Raw genomic sequence first — 18,539 nt, forward strand, 5'->3', positions numbered from 1 at the left:
TTTTTTTAATTCGCTTTTTTCGCCATTTCCTGAGAGGTTTTTACTCTCGCTTTTCCCATAAACAAAATGGTAACGGCCGCAATGACGATCGGCGCCAGCGCAAGCGTAAATACATATGTGATGCTTTGCGACATGGCGTCAATAATGCGATCCAGAATGTGCGGCGGAATATGGGCGCGCGTGCCGGCCTGGAAAATCTCCTGCGGATTTCCGATGTTCTGCATCGCGCCGCCCGCTCCTTTCATGCCGCTGAATGAATCTGTGAGCTTATTGGTAAACACATTCGTCTGGATGGTTCCGAAAATCGTCACACCGAGCGTCATACCGAATGATCTCAAAAACGAGTTTGTTGAGTTGGCGCTTCCGCGGTAACGCGGCTCCAGATCGTTCATGGACGCGGCCGGCAGCAGTGAGAAGTTGAAGCCGACGCCGAATCCTGAGATCAGCATGAATACCGTCAGCATCGTACGCGCCGTATCCGGTGTCATATTGGAAAGCAGCAGCATTCCGATAAAGAAAGCGACCACGGAAATCAGCATTAAATTGCGGAACCGCACTTTCGTCTGGAAAATTCCGCCGATCATACTTCCGATAACAGAACCGATCATCATCGGCGTCAAAATAAAGCCCGCGCTTGTCGCGGTGCTTCCGTACACAGCCTGAACGAAGATCGGGATAAACACCGCTAAAATGACGAACGTGGCTCCGTAAAGGAACGCCAGAATCTGTGCCGTAGCAAATAAACGGTTTTTAAACATCCAAAATGAGATAATCGGTTCTTCCGCTTTTCTTTCCACAATAAAAAAGGCGATAAAGAACACGGCGAACACAGCGAACAGACCGATGATCTGCACGGAGTTCCAATCATACGTTTTTCCGCCGAGCTCAAGAGCGAACATCAGACCGACAATGGAAACCACCAGCGTGATTGCGCCGGCCCAGTCGATTTTCTGCTTCTTGTGTTCAAGGGATTCTTTATAATAACGAAGAATGAAAAACAATGATAAAATACCGATCGGCACGTTGATGTAAAACACCCAGTGCCAGCTGATGGAGTCGGTAATGAGCGCGCCTAAAAGCGGCCCGAGAACGCTGGACAGGCCGAAAACGGCACCGAACATGCCCGACATTTTTCCGCGTTTTTCCGGCGGAAATAAATCAAAAATGATCGTGAAGGCGATCGGCATCAGCGCGCCTCCGCCGATTCCCTGAATGACGCGGTAAATAATGAGCTGATCCATTGTCTGGGCGATTCCGCATAACGCGGATCCGATTAAGAAAAGAATAAGACCGAATAAAAAGAAACGTTTGCGTCCGTACATATCGGACAGTTTTCCGTAAATCGGCATACCGGCCATAACGGCTACCATGTATGATGCCGTCACCCACGCGAACTTATCGAAACTTCCGAGGTCCGCCACGATATTTCCCATCGCAGTGGCAACGATTGTATTATCCATAGCCGACATTAAAATGCCCAGCAAAAGACCGATGACGACAAACTTTGTCGAGGCGTCCTTCGCGGCTGTTTGTTCCATGCTTTTTCCTCCCATACTTACTTTTGATCATTAAATTTGCTATGATCATATTAGATTTGCCGAAAATTATCTTGATCGTCAAGATAAATTGATTTTATAGGGAGGCCTGTCAGTTGTCAACAAGAAATACCAGAAGCGAGACGGAGGAAACCGCGATACAGTTATTCCGGAAGATGGCCACAAGGACGATCCTGTTTCATCAAGCGGCCGCTCAATCTCTCGGTCTGTTTCCGACCGATTTGAAATCAGCTGATATCTTAAATGAAGCAGGCCCGATGACCGCAGGCGAGCTGGGAAAAAAAACCGGCCTCAGCACAGGTTCGGTAACGGCGCTCATTGACCGGCTCGAAAAAGCGGGATATGTCATGAGGAAAAAAGACCCGGAAGACAAACGGCGGGTGATCATCGTGCCGCTGACAGCCGGAAAGGCGAATGTGAAGCAATTGTTCAGCTCCTTATCCCAGTCTACGATCAGCCTTTGCCGGCAATATAAAGAAGAAGAACTGCGGCTGATATTCGATTTTTTAGGAAAAGCGACGGACATGATGGAAGACGAGCTTGAGAAATTAAAATAATATATCATAGCGCGGCCCATTCATGAATAACTTGTACAAGTTGCATGAATGAGGGGGAAGCCAATGAACATCTTTTTAAGCTACATCGTTCTCGGGCTGTCATTGTCAGCACCTGTCGGACCGGTCAATGCGGCGCAAATTGACAAAGGCATCAAAAACGGCTTTTGGCATGCATGGATTTTCGGTCTTGGCGCCATGGCCGCGGACGGGCTGTATATGATTCTGATCTATTTCGGGCTGTCTCAATTTTTGACCGCTCCTTTTGTAAAAACGTTTTTGTGGCTCTTCGGTTTTTTCGTGCTGACCTATACGGGAGTCGAAACGCTAAAAAATATAAGGGAAGCCATGAATGTCAGAAGCGGAAAAGGAAAACCGGCTTTTTACAAAACATTCGGCGCGGGATTTTTTATTTCTCTTTCCAATCCGCTGAGCATTTTATTCTGGCTCGGCATATACGGCAGCATCCTCGCTAAAACCGCTGAATCCTTCGATACAAATCAGCTTTTGATTTACAGCTCCGGCATTCTTCTCGGCATTTTGATCTGGGATTTCTGCATGGCGGTCGCCGCGAGCACTTTCAGAAATCTCCTTCATGAAAAAGCGCTCCGCTGGCTGACGGGAGCGGCGGGTGTGTCTTTGATCGTTTTCGGATTTTATTTCGGCTGGCAGGGGATTCAAATGCTCATCTCATAAATAGAAGGACTGTCACCCATCGCCTGTCTCCATCATAACGTATCCTGACGATACTGGAGGTGGGCTGATGGCAAGCGAGCTGTACACAAAAAGTTGCCTTGAGGAAAAGTTGTTGGATCTGCCAAATTGGCAGAGAGTCGCTTTTGAGCTTCTATCAGAAAAAGTAGGTGATAAAGCGGACGCGTTTCCGTGCATTCCGGGACGTCAGGGATTTTTGACAGATCAGCTCCGGATATCCTTTGCGGGTGATCCCCGCGAAGAGGGAACCCCGGAGGAAGTGGGGATGCTGCTGTCCGAGTACGGAAAGATCTCAAGGAATACCGGAAAATACGCGTCGCTGCTTGTGATTTTTGATACGCCTGAGGATTTAGCTGAGCATTATTCCGTTGAGGCGTATGAAGAACTGTTCTGGTCTTTTTTAAACCGGCTGAGCGGCTGCGACCCGAAAGACTGGCCGGAAGACATACCGGAGGACCCTGAACATTATAAATGGGAGTTCTGCTTTGACGGCGAGCCGTATTTTATTCTATGCGCGACGCCTGCGCATGAAGCGAGACAAAGCAGAAGCTTCCCGTTTTTTATGCTGGCGTTTCAGCCGAGATGGGTTTTCGAAGGATTAAATGATTCAACCGCGTTCGGACGAAACATGAGCCGGCTGATCAGAAAACGCTTAGAGGCGTATGATGAAGCCCCTCTTCATCCCCGATTGGGGTGGTACGGAGGAAAAGACAATTTAGAATGGAAGCAATATTTCCTCCGTGATGATGAGACGCAAGTGTCAAAGTGTCCCTTTTCTTATTTGAAGAGACTGTTTAAACCGACGAAATAAGCTATGATCCGGCAGGGCTGTGTCCCTGCTTTTTTTGTACGATCCATGTCACGATCGCAATGACGGCGAGAAAACAAAGGCTGACCAGAAAACCGGGCCGGCTCGATTTCTCAAACAGCGTCCCGGAGACGGCCGCGACAATCAGCACAAGGGCGATAACAATCTGAACGGTTCCCATCTTTGTCGTTTCAAGCAGTTTCTTGCCCGAGAACAAAATGAACAGCCACGTATAAAGAAGCATCAGGCCCGCCGCGGTTGTCATGTGTTCATATATATTTTTCGGCAGCACCAATGACAGGATGATGGAGACGATGAGTCCGGCAAACGTCAATCCTAGCGCAGGCCAGCAGATTTTTTTGTTTTCCTTTAATCTGAAGCATTTCGGCGCATCCCCGTCATCGGCCATCGTACAAAGCAATGTCGTCACGGCAAACAGCGAGGCGACGAGCGTGGAAAATCCCGCAATAATAAAAATCCCGTTAAAAATATCAAGAATGATATCTAAATGAAAACCCTTCAGCGATGTAATAAACGGGCTGTCCTGTTCGGTGAATTTGCCCAGCGGCACTAACAGCAGCGCCAGGCCGAGAGAAATGACGTAAATCACCGCAAGAACGGCAAGCATCAGCCGGCCTGATTTTGAGGCTTCCTCCGGCTTTTTTAAATGCACGGTCATCAGCCCCAAGACTTCAATTCCTCCGAAGGCGTAAAACGCATAAATCAGTCCCGTCCATAACCCCATCGCTCCGTGCGGGAACAAATCCTTAGATTCGTTCGGCACCTGCACATCCGGTTTATGAGAAAATATACCGCACAGCGCCAATATGGCGATCACGATAAACATAAAAATCGCCGCTGTCTTGACAACAGCGAGCACATTTTCCGTTTTTTGAAAAACGGACAGCCCCGTAAATATAATCAAAAGACCGAGCACCGCATAGATGGAGGCGAAAATCCACAGCGGCACATTCGGAAACCAATGCTTCGTAAACAGCGAGATCGCTGTCAGCTGGCTTCCCGTGATCAGCATCTCGGACGACCAGTACACCCATCCGTTGCTGAAACCGGCCCAAGTGCCGAAAGCCTTTCTCGCATAAGCGCAAAAAGACCCCTTTTCGGGCTGTTTGGCCGAAAGCTTCGCGAGCTGCTCAAAGACAAAATAGGTGCCAAGCCCGGCAATAAGAAATGAGATCAGCGCGGAATATCCGCTTTTGACAATAGCGATGCTGGACCCGAGAAAAAAGCCCGTCCCGATTGTGCAGCCGACGCCGATTAAGGAGAGCTGCCACCAAGCGAGATTTCCTTTAGGCTGGTCCTGTGATTTACCCATGAAGTTCAACCCCTTTATCAAAGCTTAGATTGCGGCCGTCAGAAGGGGAATATACATCCAATAAATTGCTTTACATGAAACAAACGGCCGAAGTTCATAATAGAAGAAAAAAAGGAGCAGTCTGATGACACAGCAATTTATTGTACCGCCGAAAAAAGGGCTCGGCCTGAAGGTTCACAAAGGGCAGATTATAAAAGTAGTCGATGTGGAAGGACAGCAGGTGGCTGACTTCACGGCGTATCATGCCAAGGACTTCTATGAACATCTTGATCAGGGCGCGACGATTGATGCCAACCAGTCCATTCATGTAAAAACGGGTGATCATATTTATTCGAATTTATACAAGCCGATGCTGACGCTGATTGAGGATACAGTCGGCAAGCATGACCTGCTGCTTCCCGCCTGCCGTCCGGATATGAACAGGCTTTTATACGGAAAGCATAAAGACGAGCTCCAGGATACGTGCTATGACAATATGAGCGGGGCGCTTGAACCGTTCGGGGTGCCGCGGCCGCATATGCATTACCCATTTGCCATCTTTATGAACACGGTGCTCGATGAGAAGGGGAACTTATCAGTCGAAACGCCTCTTTCTGACGCGGGTGATTATGTACGGCTCCGTGCGGAAATGGATCTCGTCGTCGCGTTTTCATCCTGTCCGATTGAAAAAGGAAAATGCAACGGAGACAGCATCACGGCGCTGCGGGTGGAAATCAGCTGATCCCGGTGTATTTGATTCACTTAAAATCTGCACCTGTGCTATATTTAACAGAGAGTCGTACATAGTGGCATGATTCATTTTCAGCATGAACGGGAAATGGATCATAAAGAAACAATGCAGGAGGAGTGATTGGGATGAGCATCCAGAAACAAATTATGAATGATCTCCATGTAAAGCCCTCAATTGATCCGAAACAAGAAATTGAGGACAGAGTGAACTTTCTGAAACAATATTTGAAAAAAACAGGTGCCAAAGGCTTTGTGCTCGGCATCAGCGGGGGGCAGGATTCCACGCTTGCGGGACGCCTCGCCCAATTGGCGGCTGAAAGCATCAGAGAAGAAGGCGGAAACGCTGAATTTATCGCCGTCCGCCTTCCGCACGGCACACAGCAGGATGAGGATGACGCCCAATTGGCGCTCAAATTCATTAAACCTGATAAATCATGGACATTTGATATTAAGTCCGCTGTCAGCGCGTTCGCTGATCAGTATAAAAAAGACACGGGCGATCAGCTGTCTGACTTTAACAAAGGAAATGTAAAGGCCAGAATGAGAATGATCGCTCAATATGCCATCGGCGGACAAGAGGGGCTGCTTGTCATCGGAACCGACCATGCGGCCGAGGCGGTGACCGGTTTCTTCACGAAATACGGTGACGGCGGAGCTGATCTGCTGCCGCTGACCGGATTAACGAAACGCCAGGGCAGACGTTTATTAGAAGAGCTCGGCGCGCCGGAACGCCTGTATTTGAAATTACCGACGGCCGATCTGCTTGATGAAAAACCGCAGCAGACTGATGAGACCGAACTCGGCATCACATACAATGACATTGATGATTATTTAGAAGGCAAGGACGTTTCTTCCGAAGTGATTGAGGCGCTGGAAAAACGCTATCTCAGTACGGAGCATAAGCGCCAGGTGCCGGCATCAATGTTTGATGATTGGTGGAAATAGAATGAAAAAAACCTCCCTTTTGAAAGGGAGGTTTTTTGTTTATCTCATTTTTATTTATCTACACTTTCATAAATCCCTACCCAATACCCTTTGCTGCTGTCATAGTATTTGCTTTTGAAAATCCACGTTGTTCCATCTAAAACGAAAGAAGCAGCGAAGTTGCCGTTAGGGCTTTGAACGAGTTTGATGGCATTAATGCCGGCATCTGCTTTCGTTGAGATTGGGCTATTTTCCGCGGATGCGGATGCTGTTGGTGATGCGGCAAAGGCAGGAGCGGCAGACATCAGTAAGGCAAGAGACAGCGCAGAACCGGTTAACACTTTTTTGAATTTCATTTCGAGCACTCCCTTTTCAAATGAAATGTGTTACAGTGTTAATAATTAGATTATTATCCATAAAATTCCTTCTGTATTTCTAAAATTTTTTTCTTAACCTTCAGAGGGGCTTTTTATTTATTGATCCATTTGCATGGATCAGGGACATGTTTTCAAAACGTTTTTTTATTTGATACGGATATGATTCAGCTTCACCATCAATCTGTCGTTGAATCTTCGAAGGCTGCCTCTCAAATCAGGCTCAAGAGGCAGATTTGCTTGGGCAGCGATCGTTTCTGCGACCTGCTGAATAGACATTTGGTCTGTATGGAGATGTTCTGTGAAGAGGCTATCAGACAGGCTGTTGATGCAGCGGTCGATTTGTTTTGCGGCCCAGGAGTTTTTTCCTTCCGCTCTGGTGCGCAGGCGTTTCAGCAATGTTTCCTTTGAAGCCAGCAGGGTAAAGTGGTGAATGGTCCGGCCATCCTGTCTCAGCCTGCTGATAATGTCATGGAAGTATTGATCGTTCGTAATGGTCATGGGCACAATGATGATGCCCTGATATGTATCTGACAAATAGGAAAGCATGCTGTAATTGAATTCCCGCCACAGAGGGTAGCTTTGAAAGTCATCTTCAGCGATATCCGGCGGTATCATCGAACGCATCGCAAACCCCATCTTTTCAGGATCATATATGTAAGACGGTTTCAGTCTTCTGTGCAGTTCAAACGCTGTTTGTGTTTTTCCGGAACCGAAAGCCCCATTTATCCAAATGATCATCATGATATCCCCCTTTTTCTATATGATACAAAAAAAGACCCTTCGATCGAAGAGTCAGCGGGAAAAAACAGACGTATATTCGCGGAGCGATTCCTTTATATGCGTAAAGGCATGTTCCCCAAAATACTCAAGAGAAACAAAACCGTCATATTGTCTGTTCATCAGCTCTTTTAAAAATGCTTTTTGATCGAGATCTCCTTGAAAAATCGGAGTTGGCTTGCTGAGATACCAGTTGTCAAAATTCCAGTGATAGTTTTTCAGATGAATGTGGCTGACGGTATGATACAGTTTTTCCAAAGCGGACATTTGGTCAACGTGATTGACGTGTAGGTTGGAGCCGTCAAAAATGGTGCGGACCCGCGGATGTCCGACATCCTCCAAAAATGCCAGCGCCGCCTCCGGTGTATCCGCGTACGTATCGTAATGAATCTCAAGCCCGATATCGACTTCATAGTCATCTGCGAGCCGTGCCGCCTGCTGAAATTGATCAACCGCACGTTGCCACTTTTCCGGTGACGTCCGGTGCGAAGGAAGATTGCCGGCAAAGACTCTGATCAAGGGACTGTGCAGCTGTCGTGCCGCGCTTAATGCCCTTTGAACATCCTTTAACGCCTGCCTTTCATCCTGAGTGGCGAAGTCAGTGTACAAACTGACGGCAGGCACCCCGATGCCTTCTTCCTGAAGCTGCTGATAAAGCTTGTCGAGCGGGCCGATTTCCTCTATATATTTTTTAGCGTGTCCGTACCACAGTTCGATTCCCTCAAAGGAGTGCTCCTTCGCGAAAGAAATGATGTCAAAAATATGCTCTTTCTTAAATCCTGTCGTGCAAAAACTCAGTTTCATCGGTAATCCTCCCGTAACTGTCTATCATATGTGTACTTTTTCCCCGGGTGCGATACGGATAAACAGGTGAAAAGGGCAGACACTTTTTTATAAGCGGGGTGTGTCTGCATCAGGTCAGTGCGGCACACAAATTGTTTAACGCTTTTTTGCGTCAAAGTATTAAATAATTAACCGAAGTGTTGTACAATTAATTTCATTCGAGTAAGGGGGAGAAGCCATTGAAAAAAGAAACGGAGCTGAGGGCCTTCAGTCCCGCCCGCAATAAACCGACTCGCGCTCGTTATGTGATATTGGTTCTTTTGTTTTTTATCACTGCGATTAATTATATAGACCGAGCCAGTGTATCTATTGTCGGCCCATCCATTCAACATTCGCTGAACCTAAGCCCCGCGCTTTTGGGCATCGTTTTTTCTGCGTTCAGCTGGACCTATACGGGGATGCAGATTCCAGGCGGGCTCATTTTGGATAAATTCGGGTCAAAACGGACATACGGAATTTCTTTATTTGTGTGGTCGGTTTTTACCGGAGTACAAGCTTTTGCGGCAAGTTTCGGGTTTCTATTCGGCTGCCGCCTGCTCATCGGGATAGCTGAATCGCCGGCGTTTCCGGCAAACAACCGGATTGTCACGACATGGTTTCCAAGGCGGGAACGCGCCTTTGCGACGGGTGTTTATACGGCGGGGGAATATGTCGGGCTGGCGTTTGCCACACCGGTTTTATTCTGGGTGTTAACGGCATTTGACTGGCGCGCCGTATTTATTTCCTCAGGGGTGCTCGGAATTATTTTCTCCATTTTCTGGTTTAAAATGTATCACGAGCCGAACGGGTATCGGAAAGTGAATCGTGAGGAGCTTGATTATATTAAAGAAGGCGGCGGACTGACTGAGGTGTCTGATGCAGCCGGCAGGATATCGTGGGCGGATTTCGTCCAGCTTCTAAAATACCGCAAGCTTGTCGGATTGTATATCGGCCAATTCGCCGTAGCCTCCACGCTGTTCTTCTTTTTGACATGGTTTCCGACTTATCTGGCGGAGGCAAAGCACATGGCTTTCTTAAAAGTCGGCTTCGCCGCATCAATTCCGTATATCGCCGCCTTTTTCGGCGTATTGTTCGGCGGGTATTGGTCTGACGGCATGATGAAACGGGGGGTGTCGGTGAACGTTGCCCGGAAAACGCCCGTCATCCTCGGTCTTCTGCTGACAGGCTCCATCGTGCTCGCGAATGTTACGGATTCTGCTCCCGCGGTTTTGACGATCTTATCCATTGCTTCTTTTGCGCAGGGCATGTCCAACATATCCTGGACGATGCTGAGTGAGGTCGCGCCAAGCGAAACAATCGGATTGGCAGGGGGCGTCTTTAGCTTTTTCGCCAATATGGCCGGTATTATCACCCCGCTTATCATCGGGTTTATCGTTTCTGCGACCGGTTCTTATAACGGAGCGATTCTGTTTGTCGGCGCTGTCGCATTTATCGGGGCATTTTCTTATATTTTCATTGTCGGAAAGGTGGAACGCATTACGCTCCGATAGAAAGAAAAACTCATCTCTTCTTATAAAGGATGGGTTTTCTTTCATTGCATTATCTCTATATTTCAATATTGAGTTATCATATAATAAACATAACTTTTTCATTTCTTAGGAGGATTTCGCCGAAGATGAACGCAAAACGTGCCATTCCCGTAAGAGAAAGAAATATCGTACTGATCGGATTCATGGGTGTCGGAAAGACAACAATCGGCCAGCTGGTCGCTAAGAAACTATACAGAGACTTCATTGATATTGATCTGCAGATTGAGAAAGATTTCAATATGTCCATCCCTGAAATGTTTGAGAAAAAAGGTGAAGCCTTTTTCCGTCAGACTGAAAAGGACTATATATTAGATATCTGCCGCAATACGAAATTCAAGATCGTGTCGCTTGGGGGCGGTTCGTTTAAACAAGAGGAAATCAGACAGTGCTGCCTTGAAAACTGCCTCGTGCTCCATCTTGATTTATCATGGGAGAATTGGAAGCAGCGGGCTGACCTGCTGATTGAAAGCCGTCCCGTTCTGCATAACCGTTCCATGGATGAAATGCAGCAGCTCTTTAACGAGCGCCAAAGCATCTATGATAAACATAATTCAAAAGTGGCGACGGATAATCTGGAACCAGAAGAAATCGCCGATTATATCGTAGAAACGTTAAAAATCGGCTGGGACCTGTATCAGCCGATGTAAAAAGAGCCGTGACGCTGTGAGCGCACGGCTTTTTTGTTTTTAAACAAACGTTTATTAAAATGTTTAGAAAATGAGTGTAAAATCGTGTTAAGATAGAGTCAGAAAATTAAATCTTATAAAACAAAGGAGAATAATCGGATATGCAATTATACGACTTGCCGCTCGACCAACTGCAAACCTATAAACCAAATAAAACCGCTCCTCATGACTTTTCGGATTTTTGGGCATCATCATTACATGAGCTTGCAAAGGAAGAGGCAAAGCCTGAATTGACGGCTGAAAGCTACCCGGCTGACGGCGTGAAAGTATTCCGGCTGACATACCGAAGCTTCGGCAAGGCGGAAATTGAGGGATGGTACGCCGTTCCCGACCGGCAAGGACCGCATCCGGCCATCGTGAAATATCACGGCTATAACGCGAGCTATGACGGGGATATACATGACATCGTAAATTGGGCGCTTCACGGATATGCCGCGTTCGGCATGCTTGTCCGCGGCCAGCACAGCAGCACAGATACAAGCGTCTCACCGCACGGACACGTTCCCGGCTGGATGACGAAAGGGATTTTAGATAAAGATACATATTATTACCGCGGCGTGTACTTAGACGCCGTCCGGGCTTTGGAAGTCATCAGCGGCTTTGATGAAGTGGATGAAACGAGGATCGCCGTCATCGGCGGGAGCCAGGGAGGCGGACTTTCAATCGCCGCGGCGGCACTATCTGACATTCCGAGAGCGGTTGCGGCCGATTATCCTTATTTAAGCAATTTTGAGCGGGCCATTGATGTCGCTCTTGATGAGCCGTATCTTGAGATTAACTCCTTTTTCAGAAAGAACGGCAGCCCCGAAACGGAGAAGGCCGCGATGAATACACTGGCCTATTTTGATATCATGAATCTGGCGGACCGCGTAAAAGTTCCGGTGCTCATGTCCATCGGGTTGATTGACCGTGTGACCCCGCCGTCGACGGTATTTGCCGCGTACAATCATCTGGAAACGGAAAAAGAATTGAAGGTTTACCGGTATTTCGGACATGAATACATACCTTCTTTCCATACGGAAAAGCTGGCCTTTCTGAAAGCGCATCTGAAAGGCTGACGACAGCGAAAAGCCCAAGTACTTGGGCTTTTTTCAGGAATGATCACGGAAAAGGACGGATACAGATGAAACAAAGGATCATCGAAGAATTAAAACGAATTGAAGCACAGCACGGCGTCAAGGTGCTTTACGCCGTAGAATCAGGGAGCCGCGCATGGGGGTTTCCGTCAAGCGACAGCGACTACGATGTGCGGTTTCTCTATGTGCCGAAAAAAGAATGGTACTTTTCGATCGAACCGCATAGGGATGTCATAGAAGAGCCGATTCATGACATGCTTGACATCAGCGGCTGGGAACTGAGAAAAGCACTGCGGCTTTTTAAAAAATCAAATCCGCCTCTTTTGGAATGGCTCTCTTCTGAGATGATCTATTATGAAGCTTTCTCAGCGGCTGAAAAGCTTCGAAAACTGAAAATCCGCGCCTTTTCGCCTGAAGCCGGCATCTATCATTATCTCAATATGGCAAAACGGAATGAAAAAACGGAATTGCGGGGCAGTGAAGTGAAGATTAAAAAGTATTTTTATGTTCTGCGTCCTCTCCTTGCCTGCAGATGGATTGAAACGTTCGGCTCCGTACCGCCGATGTCATTTCCCGTACTGGCCGATGCCTTATTGACGGATGAAGCGCTCATTTCTGAAATCAATACACTGCTTACAAGGAAAAAAAGCGGTCAGGAGCTGGCTCCGGAACCCAGAAATACGATCATTCATGCATTTATAGAAGAAGAAATAGAACGCATCGGGCACTATGTCAAAACGATCAAAACGCCGAAACCTGACATAACGGAGGAACTGAATCGGCTATTGATTCAGACCGTCGAAGAGGCGTGGGGGGAAAAAGGCGGAAATTGACGATTGCCGTCATTTCCGTCCGCCTTTTTTCGGCATAATCCGCCTGCTATCTAAGAAGCTGATTGTGGTAAAACCACAAAAATTTATCAGAATCTTTGTATTTTTAGAATATTGTGAGAGGATGTTTTGTCCATTTACAATAGACTCATACAAATACTTCTTAGATTGCGGGGTGTTAAGGTTGGAAGTGATTACAAGAGATTTTTTCTTATTTTTATCCAAGAGCAGCTTTCTCAATAAGATGGCGCGAAGCTGGGGAAGCCGTGTGGCAGCCGGCAAAATCATCGGAGGAATGGATTTCCGCAGTTCTATCCCGACAATCCGACATTTGAACAGCCAGGGGCTGTCAGTTACTGTCGATCATTTGGGGGAATTTGTCAACAGCGGTGATGTCGCGAAAGAACGCACCGAGGAGTGCATGCAGACCATCGCCTTAATCGCTGATGAACAGCTGAATTCCCAAGTGTCATTAAAAATGACGTCTTTAGGTCTTGATATAGATCTCGATCTCGTCTATGAAAATATGACGAAAATCCTCCAGACGGCTGAAAAACATAAAGTCATGGTGACGATTGACATGGAAGATGAAACGAGATGCCAGAAGACGCTGGATATCTTTAAAGACTTCCGAAGCCGGTATGAATATGTAAGCACCGTGGTGCAGGCCTATCTGTACAGAACGGAGAAGGATCTTGATGACCTCAGCCCGCTGAATCCGTTTCTGCGGCTTGTCAAAGGGGCCTATAAAGAATCGGAAAAGGTGGCCTATCCTGAAAAAAGCGACGTCGATGAAAATTATAAAAGACTCATCCGCAAACAGCTTTTAAAAGGACATTATACGGCAGTTGCCACGCATGATGACAAAATGATCGAGTTTACAAAACAGCTTGCCAAAGAGCACGGCATTCCAAACGACCGTTTTGAGTTTCAGATGCTGTACGGCATGCGCTCGCAAACCCAGCTCAGCCTGGTGGAAGAAGGATACCGCATGAGAGTCTACCTGCCTTACGGGGATGACTGGTACGGCTATTTCATGAGACGGCTCGCTGAACGCCCCTCAAACATCGCATTCGCCTTTAAAGGAATGACTAAGAAGTAAAAAAGGGAGAGATGACAATGACTACACCTTATAAACACGAACCATTCACGAATTTCCAAGATCAATCGAACGTTGAAGAATTTAAGAAAGCGCTTGCGACGGTAAATGAGTATCTGGGAAAAGATTATCCGCTCGTCATCAACGGTGAAAAGGTAGAGACGGAAGCGAAAATCGTTTCAATCAATCCGGCTGATAAAGAAGAAGTCGTCGGAAAAGTGTCAAAGGCGTCCCAGGAGCACGCTGAGCAAGCGATTGAAGCTGCTGCGAAAGCGTTCGAAGAGTGGAGATACACATCCCCTGAAGAAAGAGCGGCCGTTTTGTTCCGCGCAGCTGCCAAAGTCCGCCGCAGAAAGCACGAATTCTCCGCCCTGCTCGTCAAGGAAGCGGGAAAACCTTGGAACGAAGCTGATGCAGATACGGCTGAAGCGATTGACTTCATGGAGTATTATGCACGCCAAATGATCGAACTGGCAAAAGGCAAACCGGTCAACAGCCGTGAGGGCGAGAAAAACCAATATGTGTACACGCCGACTGGAGTGACAGTTGTTATTCCGCCGTGGAACTTCTTGTTTGCGATCATGGCAGGAACAACAGTGGCGCCGATCGTTACTGGAAACACAGTGGTTCTAAAACCTGCGAGTGCTACACCTGTTATTGCAGCAAAATTTGTTGAGGTGCTTGAAGAGTCCGGATTGCCAAAAGGCGTAGTCAACTTTGTGCCGGGAAGCGGAGCAGAAGTAGGCGATTATCTTGTTGACCATCCGAAAACAAGCCTTATCACATTTACAGGATCACGTGAAGTCGGTACGAGAATTTTCGAACGCGCGGCGAAAGTGCAGCCGGGCCAACAGCATCTGAAACGCGTCATTGCAGAAATGGGCGGTAAAGATACGGTTGTCGTTGACGAAGATGCGGACATTGAATTGGCGGCTCAATCCATCTTTACATCAGCATTCGGCTTCGCGGGACAAAAATGTTCTGCAGGTTCACGTGCAGTTGTCCATGAAAAAGTGTATGATCAAGTATTAGAGCGTGTCATTGAAATTACGGAATCAAAAGTAACTGCTAAACCTGACAGTGCAGATGTTTATATGGGGCCTGTCATCGACCAAGGTTCTTACGACAAGATCATGAGCTACATTGAAATCGGAAAAGAAGAAGGCCGTTTAGTAAGCGGCGGCACCGGAGATGATTCAAAAGGCTACTTTATCAAGCCGACGATCTTCGCTGACCTTGATCCGAAAGCAAGACTCATGCAGGAAGAAATTTTCGGGCCTGTCGTGGCGTTTTCTAAAGTATCAAACTTTGATGAAGCGCTGGAAGTGGCCAACAATACTGAATACGGTTTGACAGGCGCGGTCATTACAAATAACCGCAAACATATTGAACGGGCGAAACAGGAATTCCATGTCGGCAACCTGTACTTCAACCGCAATTGTACGGGAGCGATTGTCGGCTACCATCCGTTCGGAGGCTTCAAAATGTCCGGCACTGATTCAAAAGCGGGCGGTCCGGATTATTTGGCCCTCCACATGCAGGCGAAAACAATCAGTGAAATGTTTTAAGAGGGACTGAATGGGCATCCTCCTCGCGGGGGGTGTCCATTTCACCATAAACATATAAAGCGGAGGAGGAAATGCCATAGCAAACATTCAGTTGATTATTTCCATTTGTATTTATATGGCGGGTATGCTGTTTATCGGTTATTTCGCCTACAGACGGACGTCAAATCTGACGGATTACATGCTCGGGGGGCGTTCTTTAGGCCCTGCCGTCACAGCGCTCAGCGCGGGAGCGGCGGATATGAGCGGATGGCTCTTGATGGGGCTTCCGGGTGCTATGTTCTCGACAGGATTAAGCGGCGCTTGGATTGTGCTCGGGCTTGTGCTCGGGGCGTGGGCGAACTGGCTTTTCGTGGCGCCGAGACTGAGAACGTATACCGAAAAAGCGGGGAATTCCATCACCATTCCGGGTTTCCTTGAAAACCGTTTCGGTGATCATACGAAGCTTCTCAGACTGTTTTCGGGTCTTGTCATTCTCGTCTTTTTCACATTTTACGTATCATCCGGCATGGTATCCGGAGGTGTCTTATTCAACAGCATTTTAGGGTTGAATTACCACACGGGACTGTGGGTCGTGACAGGCGTCGTTGTCGCCTACACCTTGTTCGGGGGCTTTTTGGCGGTAAGCTGGACGGACTTTGTTCAAGGGATCATTATGTTTGTGGCGCTTATTCTTGTGCCGATTGTGACGATTTTCCATACGGGCGGCCCGGGGGAAACCGTTGCCGATATCCGTTCCGTCAACCCGGAACTGTTTAACATGTTCAAAGGGACGACCGTCCTTGGCATTATTTCTTTATTTGCGTGGGGGCTCGGCTATTTCGGGCAGCCGCATATTATTGTGCGCTTTATGGCGATCACGTCTGTGAAAGAAATCAAACGCGCCAGACGGATCGGAATGGGATGGATGATTTTGTCTGCACTAGGCGCGCTGTTTACGGGTCTTGCGGGAATCGCGTATTACCACCAGAACGGACTGAAGCTGGCTGATCCGGAAACCATTTTTATTCAGCTCGGCAACATTCTGTTCCACCCGATTATTACGGGATTTCTCATTTCTGCGATTTTAGCGGCCATTATGAGTACGATTTCGTCTCAGCTGCTCGTTACGTCCAGTTCTTTAGTGGAGGACTTGTATAAGTCCATGTTCAGGCGTTCAGCTTCTGATAAGGAACTCGTATTTCTGGGGAGAATGGCAGTGCTTGCGGTGTCAATCATCGCTTTGGTGCTCGCCTGGGAGAAAAACAACACGATACTTGGTCTTGTCAGCTATGCATGGGCGGGATTCGGCGCTTCATTCGGGCCGGTCGTACTGCTCAGTTTATTTTGGAAACGGATGACGAAATGGGGGGCACTCGCCGGCATGATTGCGGGAGCGATTACCGTAATCATTTGGGCGAATGCCGGTCTTTCAGACTTTTTGTACGAAATCATTCCGGGCTTTGCTGTAAGCCTTGCCGCTGTATTTGTCGTCAGCTTATTGACACAGGCTCCGTCAAAAGATGTCACAGATCAGTTTCATGAGTACCGTGATACACTTTCTCAATAAAAGCAAGGAACGAGAGGAAGAAGGGACCGCCCTTTTTCCTCTTTTCACGATACAGAATTCCGGATCATGCCGTTTTGGGATTATGTGAATTTTTTTCTATACAAAAAGTCACCCCGCAGAGTATGATAAAGATAAAAAGAGCATAGGAGAAATAGGTATGGAAGAGCTTTTAGAGAGAGTTTTTTCATTTACGGACATTGATAAATTAATTGATTTCATCAGTTATGAATTGCAGAAGCCCGTTATTCTGGAAAGCGCGGATTTCTTTTTGCTTGCCTATAATTCTTATTACATTAATCACTTCGACTCCGCCAACCAGCAGACGATATTTTCAAAAAAATGCCCCGTGCAGATTTTTGAAAGGTTTCTGAAGGACGGGGTGATCGAAAAGCTGAAAACCGTTCCTGAACCGTTCCGTGTCGAAAAAATAGACAGTATCGGACTGAATCAGAGAGTGGTTGTAAGCGCAAAACATAAAGGCGAAGTGATGGGCTACATCTGGATTCAGGAGCTCGACCGAAACTTGACGGACGAGGAGCTCGATTTTTTATATGAAACTTCATTCCATGTCGGAAAAATCATCTATAAAACGAACCGGCTGAAACAGGAAAAAGAAGAGAGAGCGGAAGACCTGGTGAAACGGGCGATCTTTCAGCAATTCTCCTCTGAAAAGGAGTTCAGGCGGGAAGCGGAAAAGATGAACGCCGTGCTGCCGTCGGTTTTTTCGGTAGTCGTCCTGCACGCCGCAAATGGGGATGGGGAGGCAGTCGAAGATGTGAAGGAAAACATCAAATCGTACTTGAATTTGCGGGATAAAGTCAGTCACGTCTTAACCATTGATTCCAATATTGTCATCGTCGTCGCAAGCTTCTCGCAAAAAAGCTCCGGCACTTCGGCAGCATCTGAATTTATCCACAAACTGCTGACTCATTTTCACTTTCAGAAGATCCCCACTCCCATCTATATCGGAATCGGCAATGAATACAGCAGCATCCTGAAGCTTGGCAAAAGTTATATAGAGGCCCTTGAAGTCATAAAGGCCGCCGAAATTACCGGAAACCAGGAAAATATCCCGTACGAATACAGTAAGCTCGGGATTTACCGCTATCTTGAAAGCATCGAAGAAAAAAACGCCTCACTGGAATATGTAAACGAAGATTTAGCGTTATTAAAAGCCAAAGACAGAGAAAGCAGTACCGAACTGCTGAAAACGTTAGAAATCTATCTCCTCAATAACTGCAAAACAAAACCAGCCGCAGAACAGCTTTTTATTCATCAAAACACATTGAACTACCGTATCAAACAGATTCTTGACATGACATCAATTAATTTAAACGACTTCAGGACAAGGTGCCAGCTGTATCTCGATATCATGCTGATGAAAAAGAGATAAAAAAGAAACCAGTCGCCGTACTGGTTTCAGTTTTAATACCTTCCCGCTTATCAATCTCAGAACCTCACTTCTGAATCACTCCTTTTCCGCAAGAGAGAAATGAATAAACACTTCTCCTCAATATGTGTTATACTTTCATTGATATTGATTCTCAATTAAAAATGTTTGAAGTATAGATATAAACGGGAGGCAGAACG

Annotated in this window: 18 protein-coding genes; 13 read left to right on the forward strand and 5 right to left on the reverse strand. The window is 47.1% G+C overall.

Translation table 11 applies throughout. The features are described 5' to 3' along the window. Positions 1 to 5: 5 nt before the first annotated feature. Positions 6 to 1,538 carry an MDR family MFS transporter gene (locus tag NYE28_RS01650; RefSeq protein WP_003156627.1) on the reverse strand — a complete coding sequence of 511 codons (1,533 nt, stop codon included), beginning with the start codon at positions 1,536 to 1,538 and terminating at the stop codon, positions 6 to 8. Between the two features lie 113 nt (positions 1,539 to 1,651). Here NYE28_RS01650 and NYE28_RS01655 point away from each other — a divergent pair, with 113 nt between their 5' ends. The 3 genes from NYE28_RS01655 (at position 1,652) to NYE28_RS01665 (ending at position 3,635) form a co-directional block, all read left to right on the forward strand. Next, positions 1,652 to 2,113, forward strand: a complete 462-nt coding sequence (locus tag NYE28_RS01655; RefSeq protein ID WP_003156626.1) for a MarR family transcriptional regulator — start codon at positions 1,652 to 1,654, stop codon at positions 2,111 to 2,113. A 63-nt stretch (positions 2,114 to 2,176) separates the two neighbouring features. Then, positions 2,177 to 2,806, forward strand: coding sequence for a LysE family translocator (locus NYE28_RS01660; RefSeq protein ID WP_015239111.1), 630 nt, complete (start codon positions 2,177 to 2,179; stop codon positions 2,804 to 2,806). Between the two features lie 67 nt (positions 2,807 to 2,873). Then, a complete protein-coding gene (locus NYE28_RS01665) occupies positions 2,874 to 3,635 on the forward strand; it encodes a YqcI/YcgG family protein (protein WP_038456905.1) in 762 nt (253 codons plus the stop codon). A 1-nt stretch (position 3,636) separates the two neighbouring features. Here the strand turns inward: NYE28_RS01665 and NYE28_RS01670 are convergent, their stop codons facing one another. Then, complete coding sequence (locus NYE28_RS01670) at positions 3,637 to 4,965, reverse strand: amino acid permease (RefSeq protein WP_007409059.1); 1,329 nt, start codon at positions 4,963 to 4,965, stop codon at positions 3,637 to 3,639. Positions 4,966 to 5,089: 124 nt separating this feature from the next. Between NYE28_RS01670 and NYE28_RS01675 the strand changes: the two genes are divergently transcribed. Both NYE28_RS01675 and nadE read left to right on the forward strand, forming a co-directional pair. Then, on the forward strand, positions 5,090 to 5,686 hold the full coding sequence (locus tag NYE28_RS01675) for a DUF1989 domain-containing protein (protein ID WP_011996295.1): 597 nt from the start codon (positions 5,090 to 5,092) through the stop codon (positions 5,684 to 5,686). Between the two features lie 134 nt (positions 5,687 to 5,820). Continuing rightward, positions 5,821 to 6,639, forward strand: a complete 819-nt coding sequence (gene nadE, locus NYE28_RS01680; RefSeq protein WP_007409061.1) for an ammonia-dependent NAD(+) synthetase — start codon at positions 5,821 to 5,823, stop codon at positions 6,637 to 6,639. A gap of 50 nt (positions 6,640 to 6,689) precedes the next feature. On the opposite strand, the gene NYE28_RS01685 is transcribed toward nadE, so the two are convergent. The 3 genes from NYE28_RS01685 to NYE28_RS01695 all read right to left on the reverse strand — a co-directional run bounded on the left by NYE28_RS01685 (position 6,690) and on the right by NYE28_RS01695 (position 8,576). Continuing rightward, positions 6,690 to 6,974: an antimicrobial peptide LCI gene (locus NYE28_RS01685; RefSeq protein WP_011996297.1), complete on the reverse strand. Its 285-nt coding sequence runs from the start codon at positions 6,972 to 6,974 to the stop codon at positions 6,690 to 6,692. 165 nt (positions 6,975 to 7,139) lie between these two features. Further along, complete coding sequence (tmrB, locus tag NYE28_RS01690) at positions 7,140 to 7,733, reverse strand: tunicamycin resistance ATP-binding TmrB (protein ID WP_059366537.1); 594 nt, start codon at positions 7,731 to 7,733, stop codon at positions 7,140 to 7,142. 54 nt (positions 7,734 to 7,787) lie between these two features. Beyond that, positions 7,788 to 8,576: a sugar phosphate isomerase/epimerase family protein gene (locus tag NYE28_RS01695; RefSeq protein WP_342490266.1), complete on the reverse strand. Its 789-nt coding sequence runs from the start codon at positions 8,574 to 8,576 to the stop codon at positions 7,788 to 7,790. Between the two features lie 218 nt (positions 8,577 to 8,794). Here NYE28_RS01695 and NYE28_RS01700 point away from each other — a divergent pair, with 218 nt between their 5' ends. The 8 genes from NYE28_RS01700 to NYE28_RS01735 all read left to right on the forward strand — a co-directional run bounded on the left by NYE28_RS01700 (position 8,795) and on the right by NYE28_RS01735 (position 18,342). Beyond that, positions 8,795 to 10,105, forward strand: a complete 1,311-nt coding sequence (locus NYE28_RS01700; RefSeq protein WP_342490267.1) for an MFS transporter — start codon at positions 8,795 to 8,797, stop codon at positions 10,103 to 10,105. Positions 10,106 to 10,230: 125 nt separating this feature from the next. Further along, entirely contained in the window at positions 10,231 to 10,791 is a 561-nt protein-coding gene (locus NYE28_RS01705) for a shikimate kinase (protein WP_003156609.1), read from the forward strand. 140 nt (positions 10,792 to 10,931) lie between these two features. Next, positions 10,932 to 11,888: a cephalosporin C deacetylase gene (cah, locus tag NYE28_RS01710; RefSeq protein WP_025284201.1), complete on the forward strand. Its 957-nt coding sequence runs from the start codon at positions 10,932 to 10,934 to the stop codon at positions 11,886 to 11,888. Between the two features lie 65 nt (positions 11,889 to 11,953). Next, positions 11,954 to 12,739: a nucleotidyltransferase domain-containing protein gene (locus tag NYE28_RS01715; protein WP_011996301.1), complete on the forward strand. Its 786-nt coding sequence runs from the start codon at positions 11,954 to 11,956 to the stop codon at positions 12,737 to 12,739. A gap of 187 nt (positions 12,740 to 12,926) precedes the next feature. After that, positions 12,927 to 13,838 (forward strand): proline dehydrogenase, encoded by a 912-nt coding sequence (locus NYE28_RS01720; RefSeq protein ID WP_087920787.1) that lies wholly within the window; start codon positions 12,927 to 12,929, stop codon positions 13,836 to 13,838. 17 nt (positions 13,839 to 13,855) lie between these two features. Further along, positions 13,856 to 15,403 (forward strand): L-glutamate gamma-semialdehyde dehydrogenase, encoded by a 1,548-nt coding sequence (gene pruA / locus NYE28_RS01725; protein ID WP_011996302.1) that lies wholly within the window; start codon positions 13,856 to 13,858, stop codon positions 15,401 to 15,403. Between the two features lie 91 nt (positions 15,404 to 15,494). Next, positions 15,495 to 16,949 (forward strand): sodium/proline symporter PutP, encoded by a 1,455-nt coding sequence (gene putP, locus NYE28_RS01730; protein ID WP_015239118.1) that lies wholly within the window; start codon positions 15,495 to 15,497, stop codon positions 16,947 to 16,949. Between the two features lie 157 nt (positions 16,950 to 17,106). Then, positions 17,107 to 18,342 carry a PucR family transcriptional regulator gene (locus tag NYE28_RS01735; RefSeq protein WP_015416772.1) on the forward strand — a complete coding sequence of 412 codons (1,236 nt, stop codon included), beginning with the start codon at positions 17,107 to 17,109 and terminating at the stop codon, positions 18,340 to 18,342. Positions 18,343 to 18,539: the final 197 nt, after the last annotated feature.

This window comes from Bacillus sp. FSL R5-0443, assembly GCF_038608285.1.
GTDB classification, from domain to species: Bacteria; Bacillota; Bacilli; order Bacillales; family Bacillaceae; genus Bacillus; species Bacillus velezensis.

Coding starts and splice junctions, on each gene's coding strand:
- NYE28_RS01650 (WP_003156627.1), bottom strand. CDS start 1,538: ATGGAACAAACAGCCGCGAAGGACGCCTCGACAAAGTTTGTCGTCATC.
- NYE28_RS01660 (WP_015239111.1), top strand. CDS start 2,177: ATGAACATCTTTTTAAGCTACATCGTTCTCGGGCTGTCATTGTCAGCA.
- NYE28_RS01665 (WP_038456905.1), top strand. CDS start 2,874: ATGGCAAGCGAGCTGTACACAAAAAGTTGCCTTGAGGAAAAGTTGTTG.
- NYE28_RS01670 (WP_007409059.1), bottom strand. CDS start 4,965: ATGGGTAAATCACAGGACCAGCCTAAAGGAAATCTCGCTTGGTGGCAG.
- NYE28_RS01675 (WP_011996295.1), top strand. CDS start 5,090: ATGACACAGCAATTTATTGTACCGCCGAAAAAAGGGCTCGGCCTGAAG.
- nadE (WP_007409061.1), top strand. CDS start 5,821: ATGAGCATCCAGAAACAAATTATGAATGATCTCCATGTAAAGCCCTCA.
- NYE28_RS01685 (WP_011996297.1), bottom strand. CDS start 6,974: ATGAAATTCAAAAAAGTGTTAACCGGTTCTGCGCTGTCTCTTGCCTTA.
- tmrB (WP_059366537.1), bottom strand. CDS start 7,733: ATGATCATTTGGATAAATGGGGCTTTCGGTTCCGGAAAAACACAAACA.
- NYE28_RS01695 (WP_342490266.1), bottom strand. CDS start 8,576: ATGAAACTGAGTTTTTGCACGACAGGATTTAAGAAAGAGCATATTTTT.
- NYE28_RS01705 (WP_003156609.1), top strand. CDS start 10,231: ATGAACGCAAAACGTGCCATTCCCGTAAGAGAAAGAAATATCGTACTG.
- cah (WP_025284201.1), top strand. CDS start 10,932: ATGCAATTATACGACTTGCCGCTCGACCAACTGCAAACCTATAAACCA.
- NYE28_RS01715 (WP_011996301.1), top strand. CDS start 11,954: ATGAAACAAAGGATCATCGAAGAATTAAAACGAATTGAAGCACAGCAC.
- pruA (WP_011996302.1), top strand. CDS start 13,856: ATGACTACACCTTATAAACACGAACCATTCACGAATTTCCAAGATCAA.
- NYE28_RS01735 (WP_015416772.1), top strand. CDS start 17,107: ATGGAAGAGCTTTTAGAGAGAGTTTTTTCATTTACGGACATTGATAAA.